This window comes from Mesotoga sp. B105.6.4 (assembly GCF_002896535.1).
Classification (GTDB): Bacteria; Thermotogota; Thermotogae; order Petrotogales; family Kosmotogaceae; genus Mesotoga.
Map to the genome: position 1 here is coordinate 64912 of NZ_JWIM01000004.1, position 16547 is coordinate 81458.

Genomic DNA, 16547 nt, shown 5'->3' on the forward strand with positions numbered 1-16547 from the left:
TATAATCTTTTAAAAGAAAAAGAGAGGGTGGATCTATATGAGAAAGGAGTGGCTTCTCCTAAAGCCCGATGATGAGGCCGTAAACAGATTGGTCGAATTCATGGGAATCGATGTGTTTTTGGCAAGATTACTGGTAACGCGAGGAATTGATGACGAAGTTGAAGCAATGAGGTTCCTGAATCCAGATAAGACGATTCTTCATGATCCCTTCATTCTTGAAGGTATGCAGCTTGCAGTTCGTACAATAATAGAGACTAGAGAGAGAAACGAGAGCATCGTTGTCTTCGGTGATTATGATGTCGATGGTGTAACCAGTACAGCGCTCCTGTATCTTGCAATGAAAAGAATGGGGTTCAATGTTAGTTATTACATTCCTTTAAGGCTTGAGGAAGGGTACGGTTTGAGCAAGGGCGCAATAAAGGATCTTAGAGAACAGGGCCATAAACTATTGATTACCGTTGACTGTGGAGTCACTTCGTTTGAGGAAATCAAGTATGCAAAGGAAATAGGATTCAATGTTGTCGTAACCGATCATCACGAGGTGAAGGATATTCTTCCGCCAGCCGACGCCATAGTCAATCCCAAAAGACCTGACGACAACTATCCCTTTAAGGGACTTGCTGGAGTTGGCGTAGCTTTCAAATTGCTTGTTGCGCTTAATGAGACTCTACACTGTCCTATCGATCCGGAGGAATATCTGGATATCGTGGCGCTTGGTACTATAGCGGATATTGTACCCTTGAGAGATGAAAACCGCTACATAGTCAGGCAAGGTACCGCAAAGATCCAGAGTAGCCCGCTTCTTGGACTAAAGGCACTTTTGTCGTATCTTAGAATCCCGTCTGAAAACCTGACTGCGCAGGATATTGCCTTCAAGATTGCGCCCAAACTTAACGCGGCAGGGAGAATGGATTCAGCTATTGTTGCCCTCGAACTATTAATAAGTGAAGACATGGATTCAGCAATGAACACTGCTAGCCGGCTTCTGAAGCACAATCAGAATAGACAGACAATAGAGGCGAAGATCTTCGACCAGACTGAAAGAGATATTGACAGCACGTCCAGTTTCAAAGATGACTATGCGCTTGTTGTTGACGGCGATAACTGGCACCTTGGAGTTCTGGGGATTGTTGCCTCCAGACTTGTATCAATTCACAACAAGCCGGTTTTCTTGATATCTACCAACGGTTCCGACGGTAAGGGTTCCGCAAGAAGTCCTGCCGGTGTAAGCATAATCAGTCTCCTTAACGAAGTCTCTCACCTTTTGAGGGAGTTTGGCGGGCATGAGATGGCTGCAGGATTCAGCATAGACAAGGAGAACATCACTGAATTCCGAACGGCAATAAACGATGCTTACATAAGACTTTATGGGAAAAAGCAGCCGGTTTTCAAGATAGACATCGACGATGTCCTCTCTATTGATTCTATTACATCCGCTATTCTTGATAAACTGGAGCTCTTGAGACCCTTTGGCCACTCGAATCCCGAACCGAGATTCCTTATAAAGGGACTTAACATAGAGAAAGCGAAGATGTTTGGCAGCGGCAGCGATCACGTGAAGTTGATTCTACGTTCTGGAGATAGAAAGACGCTTGCGATAGGTTACAACATGGGTTCAATGTTTGATGACTTCAAATATGTGAAGCCAAATCTCCTAAAGGTGGATGCGGTTGCTTCAATTAAGAGCGAGAACCTTTATGGACTGCAGAGTGTCAAACTCTCTCTTTCGGATGCAAAGCTTTACATTGATCCAGTCTTTGAAGAAGAAGTAAGGGACAAGAATTTCGTTTTTGAGTTTATAAGAGATTGGAAGAATCAGCAGCCCGGTTCGCAGGTAAAAACTGATGTATCCGCTCTGATAAGCGAGCTTGAGAAGAAGCTCTCTCATAAGTGTCCGGAGTTCATGGAAGTAAGTATCAAGAATCCATGGGGAGTGTTTGGCAACATCAGACTGAAGAACCCTTTTCTCGCTCTCAAAATACTTAAAAACTATCAGCAAGGCAAGAAGACTTTCGTTGTGTCTGCAATAAACGGCACGCTTGCACATACCTATTATTCTCTACAGCACTATCTGGATTCGATAAAACCAGTCTTTGCCAACTCTCTGTACAGAGGAAGGTTGGATGAACCCGTTGTTTTCACCACTCTGCCCTTCTTCGTTGAAAGGTTTGACGAGATTGCTGAAATAGCCGGAGAGATTATTTTCGACGAACCTACTTATATTCTCTCGGGCATTTTCAAGGACCATCCGGATCTTGAAGGTTTTTTCTCAAACATCGATAAGGTCCTAGGAATATCTGGATTTGCAGGAAGTGTCTACTATGATGATTTGAAGGATTTTCTATCGGATAGAAGGATATCTCACGTATATAAGCCAAGTCCAATCAAAAGGGTGGGCATAATCGACAACCGAGGCTCCAGAAAGAAGGTCGAGCAGGTGATGTCGATCGTCGGTCATGGTGAGAATGTCGCTGTGATTGTTGATTCCCCACATAAGACGGTCACTCTTGCCAAATCTATGGGATCAAGATTATCCCATGCTCTTCAGAATGGGGAACTGATTTTCTACAATTATCTGCTGAAGGACTTTCAGAGGTCGGTAATATACTCACTTGTTGAGAGACAGAAGATCAGGGTCCTGATTACTACTCCATCTAGCGACGGACTCGGTGTCACTTTAGGTAACTCTAATATTGTATTCTACAGTGCGCCAAGGAACTTCCTGGAGATTATTGATTCTGTTTCGACCAGACCCGGTGAAGATTCGGAGTTGTTCTTGAATCTATCTTTCAACAAGGCCGACTTGATTTCTAATACCGGTGAAATGGACAGGCTTTTTCCGACAGTTGAAGAGCTTGAAGCCGTTTATCAGGACCTTAAGGATGTTCTGCCAGCGTCTGAGAGGGATATCAGAAAGGCCCTTAGCTTTGAAGACGGAATCTCGAAGGTCTTTCTTTCTATGTTGGAGGAGATGAAGCTTGTAAGTGCTGACGAAGGAATCTGGTACAGCAGTTCGAGCTCGGAACTCGACTCAGTTCAGGTGAAAAAGACATTGCGTTACAGAGAGGGAATCGCTGAAAAGAGAATGACCAGATGGTTCGCCACCAAGCTTTCGACAATGACGACAAGAGGACTGCTTCGGAGTCTTACAAACGCAGAAGAGGTGCTTAAGGTTGGTTGACACCATGGTGCTGGATTCTCTGATAACAGTCTCGCGGCAAGAAATTATGAAGGCGCTGTCGCTGATTAGGGACGGAGGTTTGAATGCGAAGATCTTCCCTACTCCACCAGATTTATTCTTGGGTTGCTCGCTTTCAATTGCGATCTCATCTGGAGATCTTTGCGCAAGCGTCAGCCTCCTAAAAGAGGCAGACATTGAGATTCTCCTCACTAACCATTGTGACGAAAACCCGGTAAGGTCCTTCTATGGTAAAACTTGGCATTGACTTTGGCACATCAAGAATCGGCCTTGCTTTACAGATAGAGGGTGTAGAAATCCCTCTAAGAACCATTGATCACTCAGGTTATCGCAAAACACTCTCAAGAATACTAGAGGAGAAGAAAGTCGAGATAGTTGTTATTGGATTACCAATCTCAATGTCTGGCAGATTCAGCGAATCTACTATGAGAGCGGTCTCATTTGCTGAAAAGGTAAAGAACATCTATTCTGGCCCAGTCTTTCTGGTGGATGAATCTCTAACTACAGAGACGGCGATGAGAATGTCTCAAGAAGTTGGACAGGATTTCTCGAAAGTAAAGGATGTTTTCAGTGCAATGCAGATTCTTAGAAATGAGTCTTCTATTACGGCCAGAAGGTGGGAGGTACGTGAGAGAAGAGTCGTCTGCCGTGATCTTCGTGAAATCCCTTCAAATAGCAGGGTATTGCTGTACAAACCAGAATCTGCTCGAATAGAAGGTATTGACTCTCTGGAGACAGACCCAGGAGTTTTTGTCGAAGATCCTCAGATCTTTCTGGCATTCAAGAGAAAAGGAATGAACCCGGTAAACCTCATTGATGACATAGACTTTTCAACTTACGATATAATAGTAATCGCTTGTGGAGAAGAGCTTGATGGGAAGTTAGATCTGAACTCAGAAGGTCCGCAGGTTATTGAGTGCTCGTGGCTCAACGGATAGAGCGCTGGACTCCGGATCCAGAGACTGTGGGTTCAAATCCCACCGAGCACACCATGTTTGCAACGCGGGAGGTTTTGTATGAAAAAGGGTGATCTTGGCATCGATTTGGGAACCGCTTCTCTCTTGGTCTTTCAGAAGGGCAAGGATATAGTGATTGATGAGCCTTCGGTCATCGCTGTTGAAACGAAGACGGGAAAGATAATCTCAATTGGTTCTGAAGCTAAGGAAATGATCGGTAAGACACCAAAGGACATAAAGGCTGTAAGGCCAATTCGAGATGGGGTTATTGCAGACTATCAGATTTTAGAACAGGCTCTCAAGGAACTTGTGAAGCGAACTCGCACGAAATTCTCGCTTTCCAGACCTGCGGTTGTTGTCGGTGTTCCGGCCAAGGTTACAAGTGTTGAGAGAAGAGCAGTTATCGAAGCCACAACGGCTGCAGGAGCAAGCAGAGTTTACCTGGTTCTTGAACCTGTGGTCGCTGCAATCGGAGCAGGCCTTCACATATTTGATTCAGTGGGTAATATGGTTGTGGATATTGGAGGAGGGACTTCCGACATTGCCGTAATCAGCCTTGGCGGGATAGTAGTCTCGCGTTCTCTGAGAACTGCAGGAGATGCAATGGACGACGCGATAATCAAGTTTGTAAAGCGCAAGTACAAGTTTCTTATTGGCAGCTCGACTGCAGAGGACGTCAAAATTAAGATCGGGAAGGCCTTTCCCACTCTGGAAAGCTACGAGCTTGAGGTAAGAGGAAGAGATGCCCTGAACGGTCTTCCGGGTAATATTAGGATCACTTCTGACGATATTCATGAGGCGATATCTCAGATCTTGCAGGATATTGTTCTTAATCTTAGACAGATTCTGGAAGAGACACCTCCGGAAATCGCTGCCGACATAATGGATACAGGCGTTGTGCTCACAGGAGGTGGTTCTTTGATCCGAGGATTACCGGATTTGATAATTCAGGAGACCGGTATCAAAACCATAGTCTCCGAGGATCCAAGAACTTGCGTTGTCAAGGGAATAGGAGAGCTCCTTGAAAGCGATAAGCATCTTCAGAGAGTAGCGATAAATCACAACAAATAGCTAGGTTCTTACTCTATTTCTCTTTTCGAGTATTACTATAAGGTATGAGAATGCTAGTCCCGAGAGAATTCCCACCGCTATTTGTATCAGATTGAAGTTGATCCCCGGTCTGGAGAGTAGATCGGGTATTGAGCCTAGCATAAGGCCAAGAAGGAATGAGAAAGTCGCACAGCGGCATCTCTTCATCAAGAACTTCAGAAGTCTGCTTACGAAGACCACGCCAAGAATAACACCGACTCCGATGAAGGCAATGATTACTAAGTCTAGGTTCTTGAGAGCAGATATTGCCCTAGTGTATTCACCGAGCAGTAGAAGTATGAAGGCACCGCTAAGTCCGGGAAGGACCATAGCCGCCGCTCCAAAAAAACCTGCTACCACATCAAAAACGAGATTAAGAGCACCGCGATCAGAAACACTACCTTCTACCGACCTTGAACCAAGCAGAGATATTATGACAACGAGTACTACCCCGGCTGCGAAAGAGATAATCGAAGTCGCGCCGATTTTTTCAATGCGCCTGAATACAACTGGAATTCCTCCAGCAACGAGTCCGGAGAACATCCCATACATTAGCGAAGGGACGACTGAAAGAGAGAGATCTATTAGAGCTGCGAAAGCGAAGATCCCTATCCCCATGCCCGCGATAAGCTGAATCAGGAATACGAACTCCTTCTTCTTGATCCTCAAAGCTGTCAGCGATGAGACTGAATCCACAAATCGCTCATATATGCCTCCTAGAAGAGCGATTGTACCACCACTTACACCTGGAATGAGATTGGCTAGACCCATTAGTACACCTACAAAGATCACATAGAGCATTAGACACCCCCAGATCGCCATATCTCTAATTATATATCCTGTGACTTGTTTTCCTCACTTTGTGTACTCTTCTTTAATCTCGTCTATAATAGTCGGTATATGTTATAATTCAGATAAGAAATAACGGATTTGGAGGGATTGACTTGACTCTTCTAGAAGTGAGGAATCTTCACGCTGTTCTTGCTGAGAATAATGAAGAGATATTGAAGGGAGTGAACCTAACCGTTAGGAGCGGAGAGATTCATGCCATTATGGGGCCTAACGGAAGCGGGAAATCCACCTTTGCAAATGTGCTGATGGGCAACCCAAAATACACAGTGACCGAAGGCACCATGAGGTTCATGAACAAGAACATATCAAGATTGTCTGTTGACGAGAGGGCTAGGCTAGGCATCTTTCTCTCTTTCCAACAGCCGCAGGAAATATCCGGAGTCAAGCTCAGAAGTTTTCTCATGGCTGCCTCTCGGAGCTTTGGGAACAAAACGCCTTTGCTTAAAATGAGTCAGGAAGTTGACAGATTGGCTTATAATGTAGGTTTGGAGATGGAACTCATAGATAGATATCTTAACGTAGGTTTCTCTGGTGGTGAGAAGAAAAAGGCCGAAATAGTTCAAATGTGTTTTTTGAAACCTAAGTTGGCTATCCTTGACGAAATCGATTCCGGGTTGGATATAGATGCGCTCAAGAGCATCGCTCGATCCATCAATGAATTCAGATACTCGGAGAACGCGATTATTCTGATCACACATTACAAAAGGTTGCTTGAACATGTGGAGCCGGATTATGTGCATATCTATGTAAATGGAACGATGGCAATAACTGGAGGTAAGGAGCTTTCAGTAGAAGTTGAAGAGAATGGCTACGAGGGGATCTTTGGGTCAGCAAAGGGGGCCTGAGGGTGCGAAAAGAAGGATTAATCGACAGTACAAGGTTCGATTTTAGTTCAGATTCCAGGTACAGGTTTGTTAGCGAAAGAGGATTCAGGGAAGACCTAATAATCGATGTCTCGAAAAGGAAAAGCGAGCCTGAGTGGATGCTTCATAAACGCCTTGAATCTCTGAGAATCTTCAACTCTTTGAGAGATCCTGGGTTTGGAGTTGATACAGAAAGTCTAGACCTAAGCAGGATAATCTCTTATCTAAGTCCCGATGCAGACAAGAAGAGATCATGGGATGATGTGCCTGAGGAGATCAGAGAGACATTCGACAGATTAGGTATTCCAGAGGCAGAGCGGGAATCGTTTGCAGGGGTAGGAGCTCAATATGATTCTGAGATAGTGTATCAGAATATCAGAAGGGAGCTTGAGGGTCTCGGCATAGTCTTTTTGGATATGGAGACGGCTGTTAAAGAGCATTCGGAATTGGTCAGGAGATATTTTATGAAGGCGGTTCCACCTGGCGATCACAAATACGCTGCGCTCCACGGGGCCGTCTGGAGTGGAGGTTCTTTCGTATATGTTCCCAAAGGGGTGAAGGTACCGCTCCCGCTTCAGGCATATTTCAGAATGAATGTGGGGGGCAGCGGACAGTTTGAACACACGCTTATCATTGCTGATGAGGGATCTGATCTTCAGTTCATTGAGGGCTGTTCTGCACCGAGATTCAACGATCTGAACCTCCATGTAGGAATGGTAGAGATATTCGTTCTGAACAAAGCCAGGGTCAAGTACTCGACTATTCAGAACTGGTCGAAGAACACATTCAACCTCAACACCAAGAGAGCGATCGTTGAGGAAGATGGAACAATCGAATGGATATCGGGCTCTCTTGGAAGTCTGAAAACAATGTTGTATCCTACATCCGTTTTGAAGGGAAGAGGTGCAAGGGCCGAGCATCTTGGAATAACTTACGCCGGTCCCGGTCAGCAAATGGACATTGGATCCAAAGTTATCCATCTTGCTCCTGAAACCAGTTCACTTGTAGATGCTAGAAGCATAAGTGCGGGTGGAGGCTGGGCTTTCTATAGAGGTCTACTAGAAATATCTTCAAGAGCGAAAAACAGCAGGTCTTCAGTTCGATGTACGGCGCTGATGATAGACAACGATTCGAGATCCGACACAGTTCCGATCATTGAGGTAATGAATGACTCAGCAGAAATCGGCCACGAGGCGAGAATAGGAAGATTAGGGGAGGATGAAATATATTATCTCATGAGCCGTGGTCTGAGCGAATCGGAGGCTAAGGCAATGATTGTCAGGGGATTTATGGAACCCGTATCGCGCCAGTTCCCTGTGGAGTATGCGGTGGAACTCAATAGATTGATAGATATGGAGATTGAAAGCAGTATTGGTTGAGGTGACTACGATGGAAGTAACAACTGATTTCGTTCACAATAATTACAAAATGGTTAGACCACCCAGAAGAGAAGAGGTTTCAGTTGGGGATTTTGCCGATAGAGACTTGCTTCTCACCGCAGATTTGGCTTCGCCTGCGATGTCTGCTTTCATTAGCAACAGGTATTCTGAATACAAGAAACTGTCATTTCCTTTATGGAAGCGGTTTAAGTTAACTGGAATGACCTTGCCTGACATCTCTGTCAGGCATCGCACGAAGTATACAGATCCAAATGCAAAACCCATGATCTCTCTTAGCAGCGACGAAGTAGAACTTCTTGACAGGCTGGATTTTGAAGGTTCTGACAGAAAACTTCTCTTGCTTGGAGACATTTGCTTCTCTGAAGGTGCAATGATCTCCGTCCCGCCTCGAAAGAGAGTAAGCAAACCATATGTGATTCCGTTTAGTAGGGACTCAAGAATTATGAACAACCTATTTGTTTCTGGGAAGGGCTCGTCCATAAAGTTAGTCATAGATAGCACGTCTTCAGGTAGCTGGCTTCTCCAGAACAACAGGTTTCTTATCAAGGAGGATTCCACTGTGGAGGTCCTTTACATAAATAGAATGACTGAAAGAGGTTATGGGTTTTCGAACAACCTGTACTTTCTGGAGAAGAACGCTAAGCTAAGAGTAGTTGAGGTGAGTACGGGAAAAGCCTCAATGGCGGTTTTCCATATGGTTCTCCTCGAAGGTGAAGGTGCACAAGCATCTGTAGAACCTCTATTCGTTGCTCGCGGAGATACTGTTCTCGATATGCATTATGTGGTGAAAGCAATTTCGCGTAACTCGGAAGGCATGATTTCCGGATCAGGTGTTCTCCTTGACAACGGGAGAAGCGTCTTCAGAGGAACATTGGACATGAGGAAAGGCGCAAAGGGATCAAAAGCAAGTGAACACAGCAGCGTCTTGATGCTCTCTCAAAAAGCTAGAGCAGATACGATACCATCGCTGCTTGTAGGAGAAAGTGAAGTAGAAGCTTCTCATGCAGCGACCGTAGGATCTGTAGATGAACAAAGAGTCTTCTATCTAATGTCAAGAGGGTTTTCCAGAGAACGGGCGATCCGATTCATTGTTCAGGGAACTTTTGAGCCAGTACTCAAAGAGATCGACAAGATCTTTCCTACCTTCACGGGGGTGGTAAGAAATGAATTCGCAAAAGAAGTCTGAACCCAGGGTGAAAGACCTTAGAAGAGATTTTCCGATCTTCCGTAATCATCCGTCTCTAGTGTATCTGGACAATGCAGCCACAACCCATAAACCCGCGTCCATAATAGATCTTGTAAAAAGTTTCTACGAAGCCGAGAACGCTAACGTTCATAGGGCGGTATATCCTCTTGCGGAAAGGGCTACCAGTCTTTATGAGTACAGCAGACAAGAAATAGCACATTTTGTCGGGGCTGACCAAGATGAAGTAGTCTTCACAAAAGGTGCCACCGAGAGCCTCAGTCTTCTGGCTGCTTCGCTTGCCTCCTCAGGTGAGTACGGGACCTTCGTAGTTCCAATAATCGAACATCACAGCAATTTCCTCCCATGGCAGTATTACGCCCGGAGAAACGGGTTAGACTTTGTGGCTCTGCCCGCCGTTGGCGCAGAGTTATCGGTTGAAGATTTACATAGGTCGCTTCGGGATATCGAAGGACCTTTCGTTTTTTCCATCGGTGGCTTGATGAATTCTACAGGTTACAGGACTCCCTTTGAGGAGATTACGGAGATTGTCCATTCTCTCGGTGGGATTATTGTCATCGACGGAGCTCAACTAATTCCTCACGAGAGTTTCGATTTCAGAGAATCGAAAACGGACTTTCTTGTCTTTTCCGGGCACAAGATGCTTGCCGAAACCGGTATCGGTTGCCTTGTTGGTCGATCGAGCCTAATAGAGGAGCTTTCGCCTTTAGTTCTTGGAGGAGGAATGGTCAACCGCGTGGATGTTGAAGATTCCTCTTTCTCGGAGGGGGTCTCTAAACTCGAAGGGGGGACTCAGAACATAGCGGGCGCGATCTCCCTTGCCGGTGCAACAAAGTATCTCAAAGGGATTGGCATGAAGTGGATAAATGATCACGTCTCCTATCTTACGAATATCGCAAGAGAGAGATTGGCGGAAATACCTGACTTAACTATTCATAGCCCATCATCGAGCCATGCCATACTGCTGTTTTCTCACAGGAGAATACACTCTCATGATCTCGCCGAGTTCCTTGGTAGAACCCAGAACGTTGCCGTAAGAAGCGGCCATCACTGTGCACAGTTGCAGATGGGTGCTCTTGGAGTATCTTCGGCATGCAGGGCGTCTCTATATCTGTATAATACTCTTGAAGATATCGATAGGCTTTTTGAGGGATTAACGAAAGCGGAGAGGTGGTTCTCGTGAACTTCGAGCAGCTTTATGCCGACTTCGTAATGCATCACTATAAGAACAGCATGTACAGAGGAGTTCTCCCGGCCTCTACGTGCAGTGTAGAAGGATCGAATGCGTCTTGCGGTGACTCGATCATCATTCATCTCGAAGAAGGCGAATCCACTATTCGGGCAGTGAGATTTGAGGGCGAGGGCTGTGCGATCAGCCAGGCATCGGCTTCAGTCATGGCTGAGATTCTAGAAGGCAAGACTTATGAGGAGGCCCGGGAGATAGTTGAGAGTTTTGAAAAGATGTTGCGAGGGGAGAGCTTTAACGAATCGCTGATTGGTGATGCGTTGTTCTTTCAGGGACTGAAGGATCACCCGATGAGAGTCAAATGTGTGACTCTACCCTGGAAGACGGCAGCCAAAGCTCTGGCTTTGAACGAGCAAAAAAAGACCGGTGCATAACACCGGCTATACTCTGCGCTGAAGTAACCCTACAGTTTGATTATACACTTATTGGTCTGTAGAATCAACTTTTTTGTCTCTCTCCGCCAGATACTTGTCCAGTTTCTCTTGCTCGTTGCTGAAAAAGTAATTCTTCGGGTTTTCTGCCATTTTCGTAACTTCGCCAAAGAGAGAATCTAATACGCCCATAAGCATCTCTCGCTCATTTTCACTGAATTCAGTCTTCAGCGCTTGCTTAACCTTTTCTTCATCTGTTCTATCACTGGTGTCGCTTTCAAGTGCTTCAAAAAGCCTCTCTAATAACTCGTCAATATTATTCACTATTCTCCTCCTGATCGAGAAAGCCTCATTATGTACTTACCTAGCGAATCATTGTTAGTCTTAATCTCACTGACCGTGCCCTTCTCTAACGCACAGAGAATTGCCAGGGTTACTTCTTCGGGATTCTCGTTCGCTTCTTCTTCAAGTGTATCAACGTCGGTTCCGCCATATGCAGAAAGCTTCGCGATCCTAAGCGCAAAATCGAAGCTCAAATCCTTTAGCTCTTCAAGGTACTCATCTATAAAGGAGTCGGTTCTGAAGGGCAAGCCCGAGAGTACCCATCTCTGAACGTACAATAACGTCCTGAATATCCCGGTAGTCTTGCCACTTCCAGATATAAGGAAGGCCATAAGGTATGAAAGATATTCTTGCTGAGAAGGATAAGCTTCCATTTGATAGATAAGTTCTGTGAAGAAACCCATTTCAGCCAAAGTAATCTCCCTGATTTCCTTTGGGATAGTTCCTTCAGAGAACGCAGAGATCCTTTTGGTTACTTCGGCATTGTCAAGTTCAGAGAGCAACCCAGTAAGAGATTCAACGTTAATCTTTCCCGATTCGATCAAGTTACAAGTCGAAAAGTCTTTGCTGAGAAACCGTCCTCTCAAGTACCTGTAATAAGACTCATTCAGTGTGTTTTCGAAGACAAGCTCTCTCTCAATAACTCCCTCTGACAAATACTTATGAAGGAGCAGAAGCGTCTTGAGCTCGAGGTAAGTATCATCGAGCAACTCGAGTGCAACGTCGTACTCGCCCATCATGTCAAGCACACGTGATTCAAACATCAGAGCTTTTTGATCGGCGGTGTTGTTATAGTAACTTCGGCAATGCGAAAGAGAGTCCTCGAGCATTCCCATATTTTTCTCATTGATCGCGAGTTCGTATAGGACATCATGGTTCCCGCTTATGGCATAGGCTGTCTTTAGGTCTTCGTAGGCTTCATATAGCTTGCCCTGTCTAGCCTTCGAAAAGGAGCGATTGTAGAAGCTCCTCCAGTCTTCATTACTACCGATGCTTTCAGTGAACGTCTCTTCTGCCAAGGCAAACTTTTGAACTTCGTTTAGGATAACACCCTTTCTCAGCAGGATATCCGAATAAAGGGGGAATCCCTTTCCTATCTTTCCGGCTATCTCCAACGCCTCATTGTACTCTCCCTTAGAGATGAAGCAATCAATTACTGCGACAAAAGGAAGGGCAAACTGCCCTCCAGACTCTTCTATTGATTTCAGGTAGGAGGCAATTGCATCATCAAATTCCTCTTGAGACTGGAGCAGCCTTCCGAGTTCAAAGTAACCGATGTAGAATTCATCGTTCATCTCAATAGACCTTCTCAGTTCGATTTCGGCAAGTTCAGTTCTTGCCTCTTCCCTAAACATCAGTCCTCGATAGAAGTGATATCTGTAATCCTTCTTTATCTTGCCTGCCTTATCTAAATACTCCTTTGATTCCCCGATAGCCCCAGAGTTCAAAGCTCTTTTGAAGGCCTCGAAGTAGTAGTAGAGCAGATAGGATTCGTAGTAGTCATCTCGTTCGATCTTACATTGGGCTTCAAGTCCCCTGATTATTATGTCTAGTTCTATCCTGTCCCTGTCTGCGATTTTCTCCAGATCTTCTGCAAGGACGGGAAGCTTCACCGGAAGATTGTTCGCCTTTGCCATTTCTGGCTTTATTGGAAGATAGATTAAGACAGTTTTGTCCTTCAAAAAAAATCACCAACCGCTTTCTGCTCTCATTTGCTACAAACTCGCACATATTGTATAATACCAGAAGAGCGATAGAAGATACAGGAGGTTTTCTTGATGGTTGTTCTTGCTTATGTACTTATTTCCCTGCACATTGCAATAAGTGCAGGACTTGGAATTGCTGTGATGCTGCAGATGTCTAAGTCTGCAGAGCTCGGTGGAGCTTTCGGAGGTGGTGCTTCCCACACTATGTTTGGAAGAAAGAAAGGTCTGGATACCATGGGAAAGATAACACTTGGTCTTGCCATAGGATTTATGGCAAACAGTATTTTGATTGCATTTGTAGTTTCCAGAGCATTTGGCGCTTAGGTGGTAGAGTTGTTGAACCCTGAAGAACAGTTTAAGGAGCTTTCGAAGAATCATGTTTCACTAATTTCTGAAGAAGAGCTTCTTGGAAAACTTAAGAATAAGCGGTCGTTGAGGGTTAAACTGGGAGTTGATCCATCTAGACCGGACTTACATCTTGGTCATGCGGTGGTCCTGAGGAAGCTTCGTCTCTTTCAGGATTTCGGGCATCAAGTGGTGTTGATCATCGGAGACTTCACTGCGAGGATCGGCGATCCTTCGGGTAGATCAAAGACCAGACCCATGCTTTCAAGGGAAGAAGCGAGACTGAACGCTGAATCCTACAGCAAGCAGGCGTTCAGGATTTTGGACAGAGATCGCACCGAGATTAGGTTCAACTCTGAATGGCTTGACCCAATGAGTTTTGAGGATGTGATTCGTCTTTCTGCAAAGTATACTGTGGCCAGAATGATGGAAAGGCATGATTTCGCCAGGAGATACGCTGATAACGAACCAATTGGTGTCTCGGAATTTCTCTATCCTCTTGCGCAAGCTTACGATTCTGTCGTTGTTAAAGCCGATGTAGAGATCGGCGGTGATGATCAATTTTTCAACCTTGTTGTTGGCAGAAAGATACAGGAAGAGTACGGACTTGAGGCTCAGGCAATTCTCACCGTTCCTTTGATCGAAGGGACAGATGGAAAGCTGAAGATGTCGAAAAGCTACGACAATTACATAGCTTTTGATGATTCTCCGAGGGACATGTTTGGCAAGGTTATGTCAATTCCAGACTCGCTGATGTCAAAGTATTTCAGACTGTTAACCGATAAAAGCGATCGGGAGCTTGAGGAGATAGATAAGAAACTCCAAGATAAAACAGTGAATCCAAGAGATCTGAAACTAGAATTGGCTGTGGAGATCACTTCTCAGTTCTTTGATAGAGAGATTGCCGAAAGCTCAAAAGAGGAGTTTATAAACATTTTCCGAAATAAGGAGCTTCCTGAGGAGATGCCGGAAATAAAACTTGTGGAAGACAGTATTTCGATTGTCGATCTTCTCGTTTCTCGTGCTAAGATTCAATCAAGAAGCGAAGCAAGAAGATTGATAGATCAGGGTGGAGTGAGAATAAATGATCAAGTACTAGACGATATCCATTCAGTTCTTGAGATTTCCGATGGTGATGTTCTTAGAATCGGAAAGAAGCGTTTCTATCGCCTTGTTAAGTGCTGAATACTCTTGAATATAGACGCATTTTTACTGTATAATTAATACGTAGTTTGCTGTAGAAAATGACAACATTTTGAAAGGGGGTAGGATCCATGAAGAAGCTTTCTATACTGGCACTTGTCGTTGTTGCTTTTGCAGCCCTAACTCTGGGTGTAGAGTACAGCGATTTGTCAGAGAATCACTGGGCCTACGATAGCGTTATTAAGACGACATCCGGTGGATTGTTCATTGGTTTCCCTGATGGCACATTCAGAGGTACTGAATTTGCTACGCGTTACCAGCTTGCCATGACTCTTGCCAGGTTCATGGATTATTCTGATGCCGGGGATGCTAAACTTCAGGAAGTGGTATTTTCCCTCACTAAGAAAGTTGCGGGACTCTCCCTGGAGATCTCTGACAACAAGAAGAATTTGGTTGACTTAACGGCGGAACTGAGGGCTCTTGAAGCAACTGTCGCATCTCTAAAGCAGAGTGCAGTAACAGGGGATTTCGTGTCGCTAAAGACTTTTGACGACACAGTTGCATTTCTCTATGATGAGATCGACAGACTCTCTGTGGAAGCAGTAAGCGCAAATGAGGGTATTGAACTCATTAATGAGAATCTGAAAGCGTTGACAGGCGTTCCCTCGGACATTGAGGCTCTAAAGAATAGGGCCACCGACCTTGAAGTAACGGTTAAGCTCCTCGGACAGGCGATTGCCAACATGAAGAAGAATGAAACTGCTCAAGAAGCTGATTTTGCTGCGCTTGCCTCAAGGGTCGATGCTTCCGAAAATGTTATCAATAGCTTGACTTCTGACCTATTTGCACTAAGGAGAGGGATGGCTACGAAGGCTGACCTTGCAGATTTGGAAGCGAGACTGACGGGCGAAATGCCTGATCTCGAGCCTTTCGTGACCAATGAGGAGTTAAATGACAAGCTTTCGGTAATGTACACGCGGATCCTCATGATTCAGGACAGCATTGCCAAGATGCCCGAAGTCAAGTACTACGACTCAGAGATAGTTAAACTGGAGTCGGCTATCTTTGACGCGGAAGAAATGCTAGAAGTTGCTTTCGATCAGGTTGACTTGAACATTGCAAGACTTGACGACTTGGACGGAAAGCTTGCTGAAATTAAAGCTGATCTCTCAACGAAAGCAATGGCGAGCGATGTCGATTCGATCAAGGCAAGAGTAACGGATCTCGAAGTAACAGCTAAGATGCTTAGCAATGCTGTGATGGCTGCGAATAAGCGGATAGCAGAGTTGAACTATGTGACTCCTGATCAGCTGACAGCAAAAATGAATTTCCTTTACAAGAAACTTGGACTCACAGAAGAGAGACTGAAGGCAGAGATCGGAATTCTCGGTAATGAGCTATCCTCGCTGAGAAGTGACGTTTCCGACAACTACGAGATGTTAGAAGTCGCCTTCGATCAGATTGATGCCAACATCGCAGTTCTTGACGAACACGCCGATATGATCGCTTCTATCGAAGGCAGAACAACTTCTCTTGAGGGAAAAGTTGGAGTTCTCGAGGAAGAAGTCGACAGTCTGAAGAGCATTACCAACACAATGGCCATTCAAATGTTCAAGCTCGACAGGAACAAGGCAGACAAGACTGCTCTTGCAGCTGCAGAAACGAGGATCTCTGTGCTCGAAGAGAACGACGTGGCCTTGGAAAGCAAGATATCGGCTCTGGAAGAGATACAGAAGCAGAATGTGATCAATACAAATGCAGCTATTATTCTTTCTTTTGTGGCACTAGCATTTGGTGCGGTAGGGCTAATCCTGAAATGATCTCTCTGTGC

The 16547-nt window shown here is 45.1% G+C and carries 15 protein-coding genes and 1 tRNA gene; 13 read left to right on the forward strand and 3 right to left on the reverse strand.

Annotated features, from left to right (window positions below):
• Nucleotides 1–37 precede the first annotated feature (37 nt).
• From recJ to RJ60_RS01250, 5 genes are all read left to right on the forward strand, one after another.
• Complete coding sequence (gene recJ, locus RJ60_RS01230; RefSeq protein WP_103133870.1) at nucleotides 38–3181, forward strand: single-stranded-DNA-specific exonuclease RecJ; 3144 nt, start codon at nucleotides 38–40, stop codon at nucleotides 3179–3181.
• A 4-nt stretch (nucleotides 3182–3185) separates the two neighbouring features.
• A complete protein-coding gene (locus RJ60_RS16460; RefSeq protein ID WP_374704099.1) occupies nucleotides 3186–3446 on the forward strand; it encodes a DUF3343 domain-containing protein in 261 nt (86 codons plus the stop codon).
• Nucleotides 3427–4137, forward strand: a complete 711-nt coding sequence (ruvX, locus tag RJ60_RS01240) for a Holliday junction resolvase RuvX (protein WP_103133871.1) — start codon at nucleotides 3427–3429, stop codon at nucleotides 4135–4137. The genes RJ60_RS16460 and ruvX overlap by 20 nt, the downstream gene beginning before the upstream one ends.
• Nucleotides 4116–4191: transfer RNA gene (locus RJ60_RS01245), tRNA-Arg, on the forward strand. The genes ruvX and RJ60_RS01245 overlap by 22 nt, the downstream gene beginning before the upstream one ends.
• Nucleotides 4192–4215: 24 nt before the next feature.
• On the forward strand, nucleotides 4216–5226 hold the full coding sequence (locus RJ60_RS01250) for a rod shape-determining protein (protein ID WP_099829117.1): 1011 nt from the start codon (nucleotides 4216–4218) through the stop codon (nucleotides 5224–5226).
• Here the strand turns inward: RJ60_RS01250 and RJ60_RS01255 are convergent, their stop codons facing one another.
• A complete protein-coding gene (locus RJ60_RS01255; RefSeq protein WP_103133872.1) occupies nucleotides 5227–6045 on the reverse strand; it encodes a DUF368 domain-containing protein in 819 nt (272 codons plus the stop codon).
• Between the two features lie 143 nt (nucleotides 6046–6188).
• Between RJ60_RS01255 and sufC the strand changes: the two genes are divergently transcribed.
• Genes sufC through sufU form a run of 5 tightly spaced genes read left to right on the forward strand, consistent with a single transcriptional unit; the run spans nucleotide 6189 to nucleotide 11183 of the window.
• Nucleotides 6189–6941 (forward strand): Fe-S cluster assembly ATPase SufC, encoded by a 753-nt coding sequence (sufC, locus tag RJ60_RS01260; protein ID WP_103133873.1) that lies wholly within the window; start codon nucleotides 6189–6191, stop codon nucleotides 6939–6941.
• A gap of 2 nt (nucleotides 6942–6943) precedes the next feature.
• Nucleotides 6944–8338 carry a Fe-S cluster assembly protein SufB gene (sufB, locus tag RJ60_RS01265; protein WP_103133874.1) on the forward strand — a complete coding sequence of 465 codons (1395 nt, stop codon included), beginning with the start codon at nucleotides 6944–6946 and terminating at the stop codon, nucleotides 8336–8338.
• A 10-nt stretch (nucleotides 8339–8348) separates the two neighbouring features.
• On the forward strand, nucleotides 8349–9545 hold the full coding sequence (locus RJ60_RS01270; RefSeq protein ID WP_103133875.1) for a SufD family Fe-S cluster assembly protein: 1197 nt from the start codon (nucleotides 8349–8351) through the stop codon (nucleotides 9543–9545).
• The gene (locus RJ60_RS01275) at nucleotides 9523–10746 is read left to right on the forward strand and encodes an aminotransferase class V-fold PLP-dependent enzyme (RefSeq protein ID WP_103133876.1); all 1224 of its coding nucleotides are present in this window, start codon (nucleotides 9523–9525) and stop codon (nucleotides 10744–10746) included. The genes RJ60_RS01270 and RJ60_RS01275 overlap by 23 nt, the downstream gene beginning before the upstream one ends.
• Entirely contained in the window at nucleotides 10743–11183 is a 441-nt protein-coding gene (gene sufU / locus RJ60_RS01280) for a Fe-S cluster assembly sulfur transfer protein SufU (protein WP_103133877.1), read from the forward strand. The genes RJ60_RS01275 and sufU overlap by 4 nt, the downstream gene beginning before the upstream one ends.
• Before the next feature lie 48 nt (nucleotides 11184–11231).
• Here sufU and RJ60_RS01285 read toward each other — a convergent pair whose 3' ends face one another.
• Together RJ60_RS01285 and RJ60_RS01290 are read right to left on the reverse strand one after the other, a co-directional pair.
• Nucleotides 11232–11504: a chromosome segregation protein SMC gene (locus RJ60_RS01285; RefSeq protein ID WP_099829124.1), complete on the reverse strand. Its 273-nt coding sequence runs from the start codon at nucleotides 11502–11504 to the stop codon at nucleotides 11232–11234.
• Nucleotides 11504–13204, reverse strand: a complete 1701-nt coding sequence (locus tag RJ60_RS01290; protein ID WP_103133878.1) for a lipopolysaccharide assembly protein LapB — start codon at nucleotides 13202–13204, stop codon at nucleotides 11504–11506. Before RJ60_RS01290 ends, RJ60_RS01285 begins: the two co-directional genes overlap by 1 nt.
• 96 nt (nucleotides 13205–13300) lie before the next feature.
• Here RJ60_RS01290 and secG point away from each other — a divergent pair, with 96 nt between their 5' ends.
• The 3 genes from secG to RJ60_RS01305 all read left to right on the forward strand — a co-directional run bounded on the left by secG (nucleotide 13301) and on the right by RJ60_RS01305 (nucleotide 16536).
• Nucleotides 13301–13552, forward strand: a complete 252-nt coding sequence (gene secG, locus RJ60_RS01295; protein WP_103133879.1) for a preprotein translocase subunit SecG — start codon at nucleotides 13301–13303, stop codon at nucleotides 13550–13552.
• Between the two features lie 12 nt (nucleotides 13553–13564).
• Nucleotides 13565–14758, forward strand: coding sequence for a tyrosine--tRNA ligase (tyrS, locus tag RJ60_RS01300; RefSeq protein ID WP_103133880.1), 1194 nt, complete (start codon nucleotides 13565–13567; stop codon nucleotides 14756–14758).
• A gap of 89 nt (nucleotides 14759–14847) precedes the next feature.
• Nucleotides 14848–16536 carry an S-layer homology domain-containing protein gene (locus tag RJ60_RS01305; RefSeq protein ID WP_103133881.1) on the forward strand — a complete coding sequence of 563 codons (1689 nt, stop codon included), beginning with the start codon at nucleotides 14848–14850 and terminating at the stop codon, nucleotides 16534–16536.
• The last annotated feature ends 11 nt before the right edge of the window (nucleotides 16537–16547 follow it).

Coding starts and splice junctions, on each gene's coding strand:
- ruvX (WP_103133871.1), top strand. CDS start 3,427: ATGGTAAAACTTGGCATTGACTTTGGCACATCAAGAATCGGCCTTGCT.
- RJ60_RS01255 (WP_103133872.1), bottom strand. CDS start 6,045: ATGCTCTATGTGATCTTTGTAGGTGTACTAATGGGTCTAGCCAATCTC.
- RJ60_RS01305 (WP_103133881.1), top strand. CDS start 14,848: ATGAAGAAGCTTTCTATACTGGCACTTGTCGTTGTTGCTTTTGCAGCC.
- RJ60_RS01250 (WP_099829117.1), top strand. CDS start 4,216: ATGAAAAAGGGTGATCTTGGCATCGATTTGGGAACCGCTTCTCTCTTG.
- RJ60_RS01270 (WP_103133875.1), top strand. CDS start 8,349: ATGGAAGTAACAACTGATTTCGTTCACAATAATTACAAAATGGTTAGA.
- recJ (WP_103133870.1), top strand. CDS start 38: ATGAGAAAGGAGTGGCTTCTCCTAAAGCCCGATGATGAGGCCGTAAAC.
- RJ60_RS16460 (WP_374704099.1), top strand. CDS start 3,186: ATGGTGCTGGATTCTCTGATAACAGTCTCGCGGCAAGAAATTATGAAG.
- secG (WP_103133879.1), top strand. CDS start 13,301: ATGGTTGTTCTTGCTTATGTACTTATTTCCCTGCACATTGCAATAAGT.
- RJ60_RS01275 (WP_103133876.1), top strand. CDS start 9,523: ATGAATTCGCAAAAGAAGTCTGAACCCAGGGTGAAAGACCTTAGAAGA.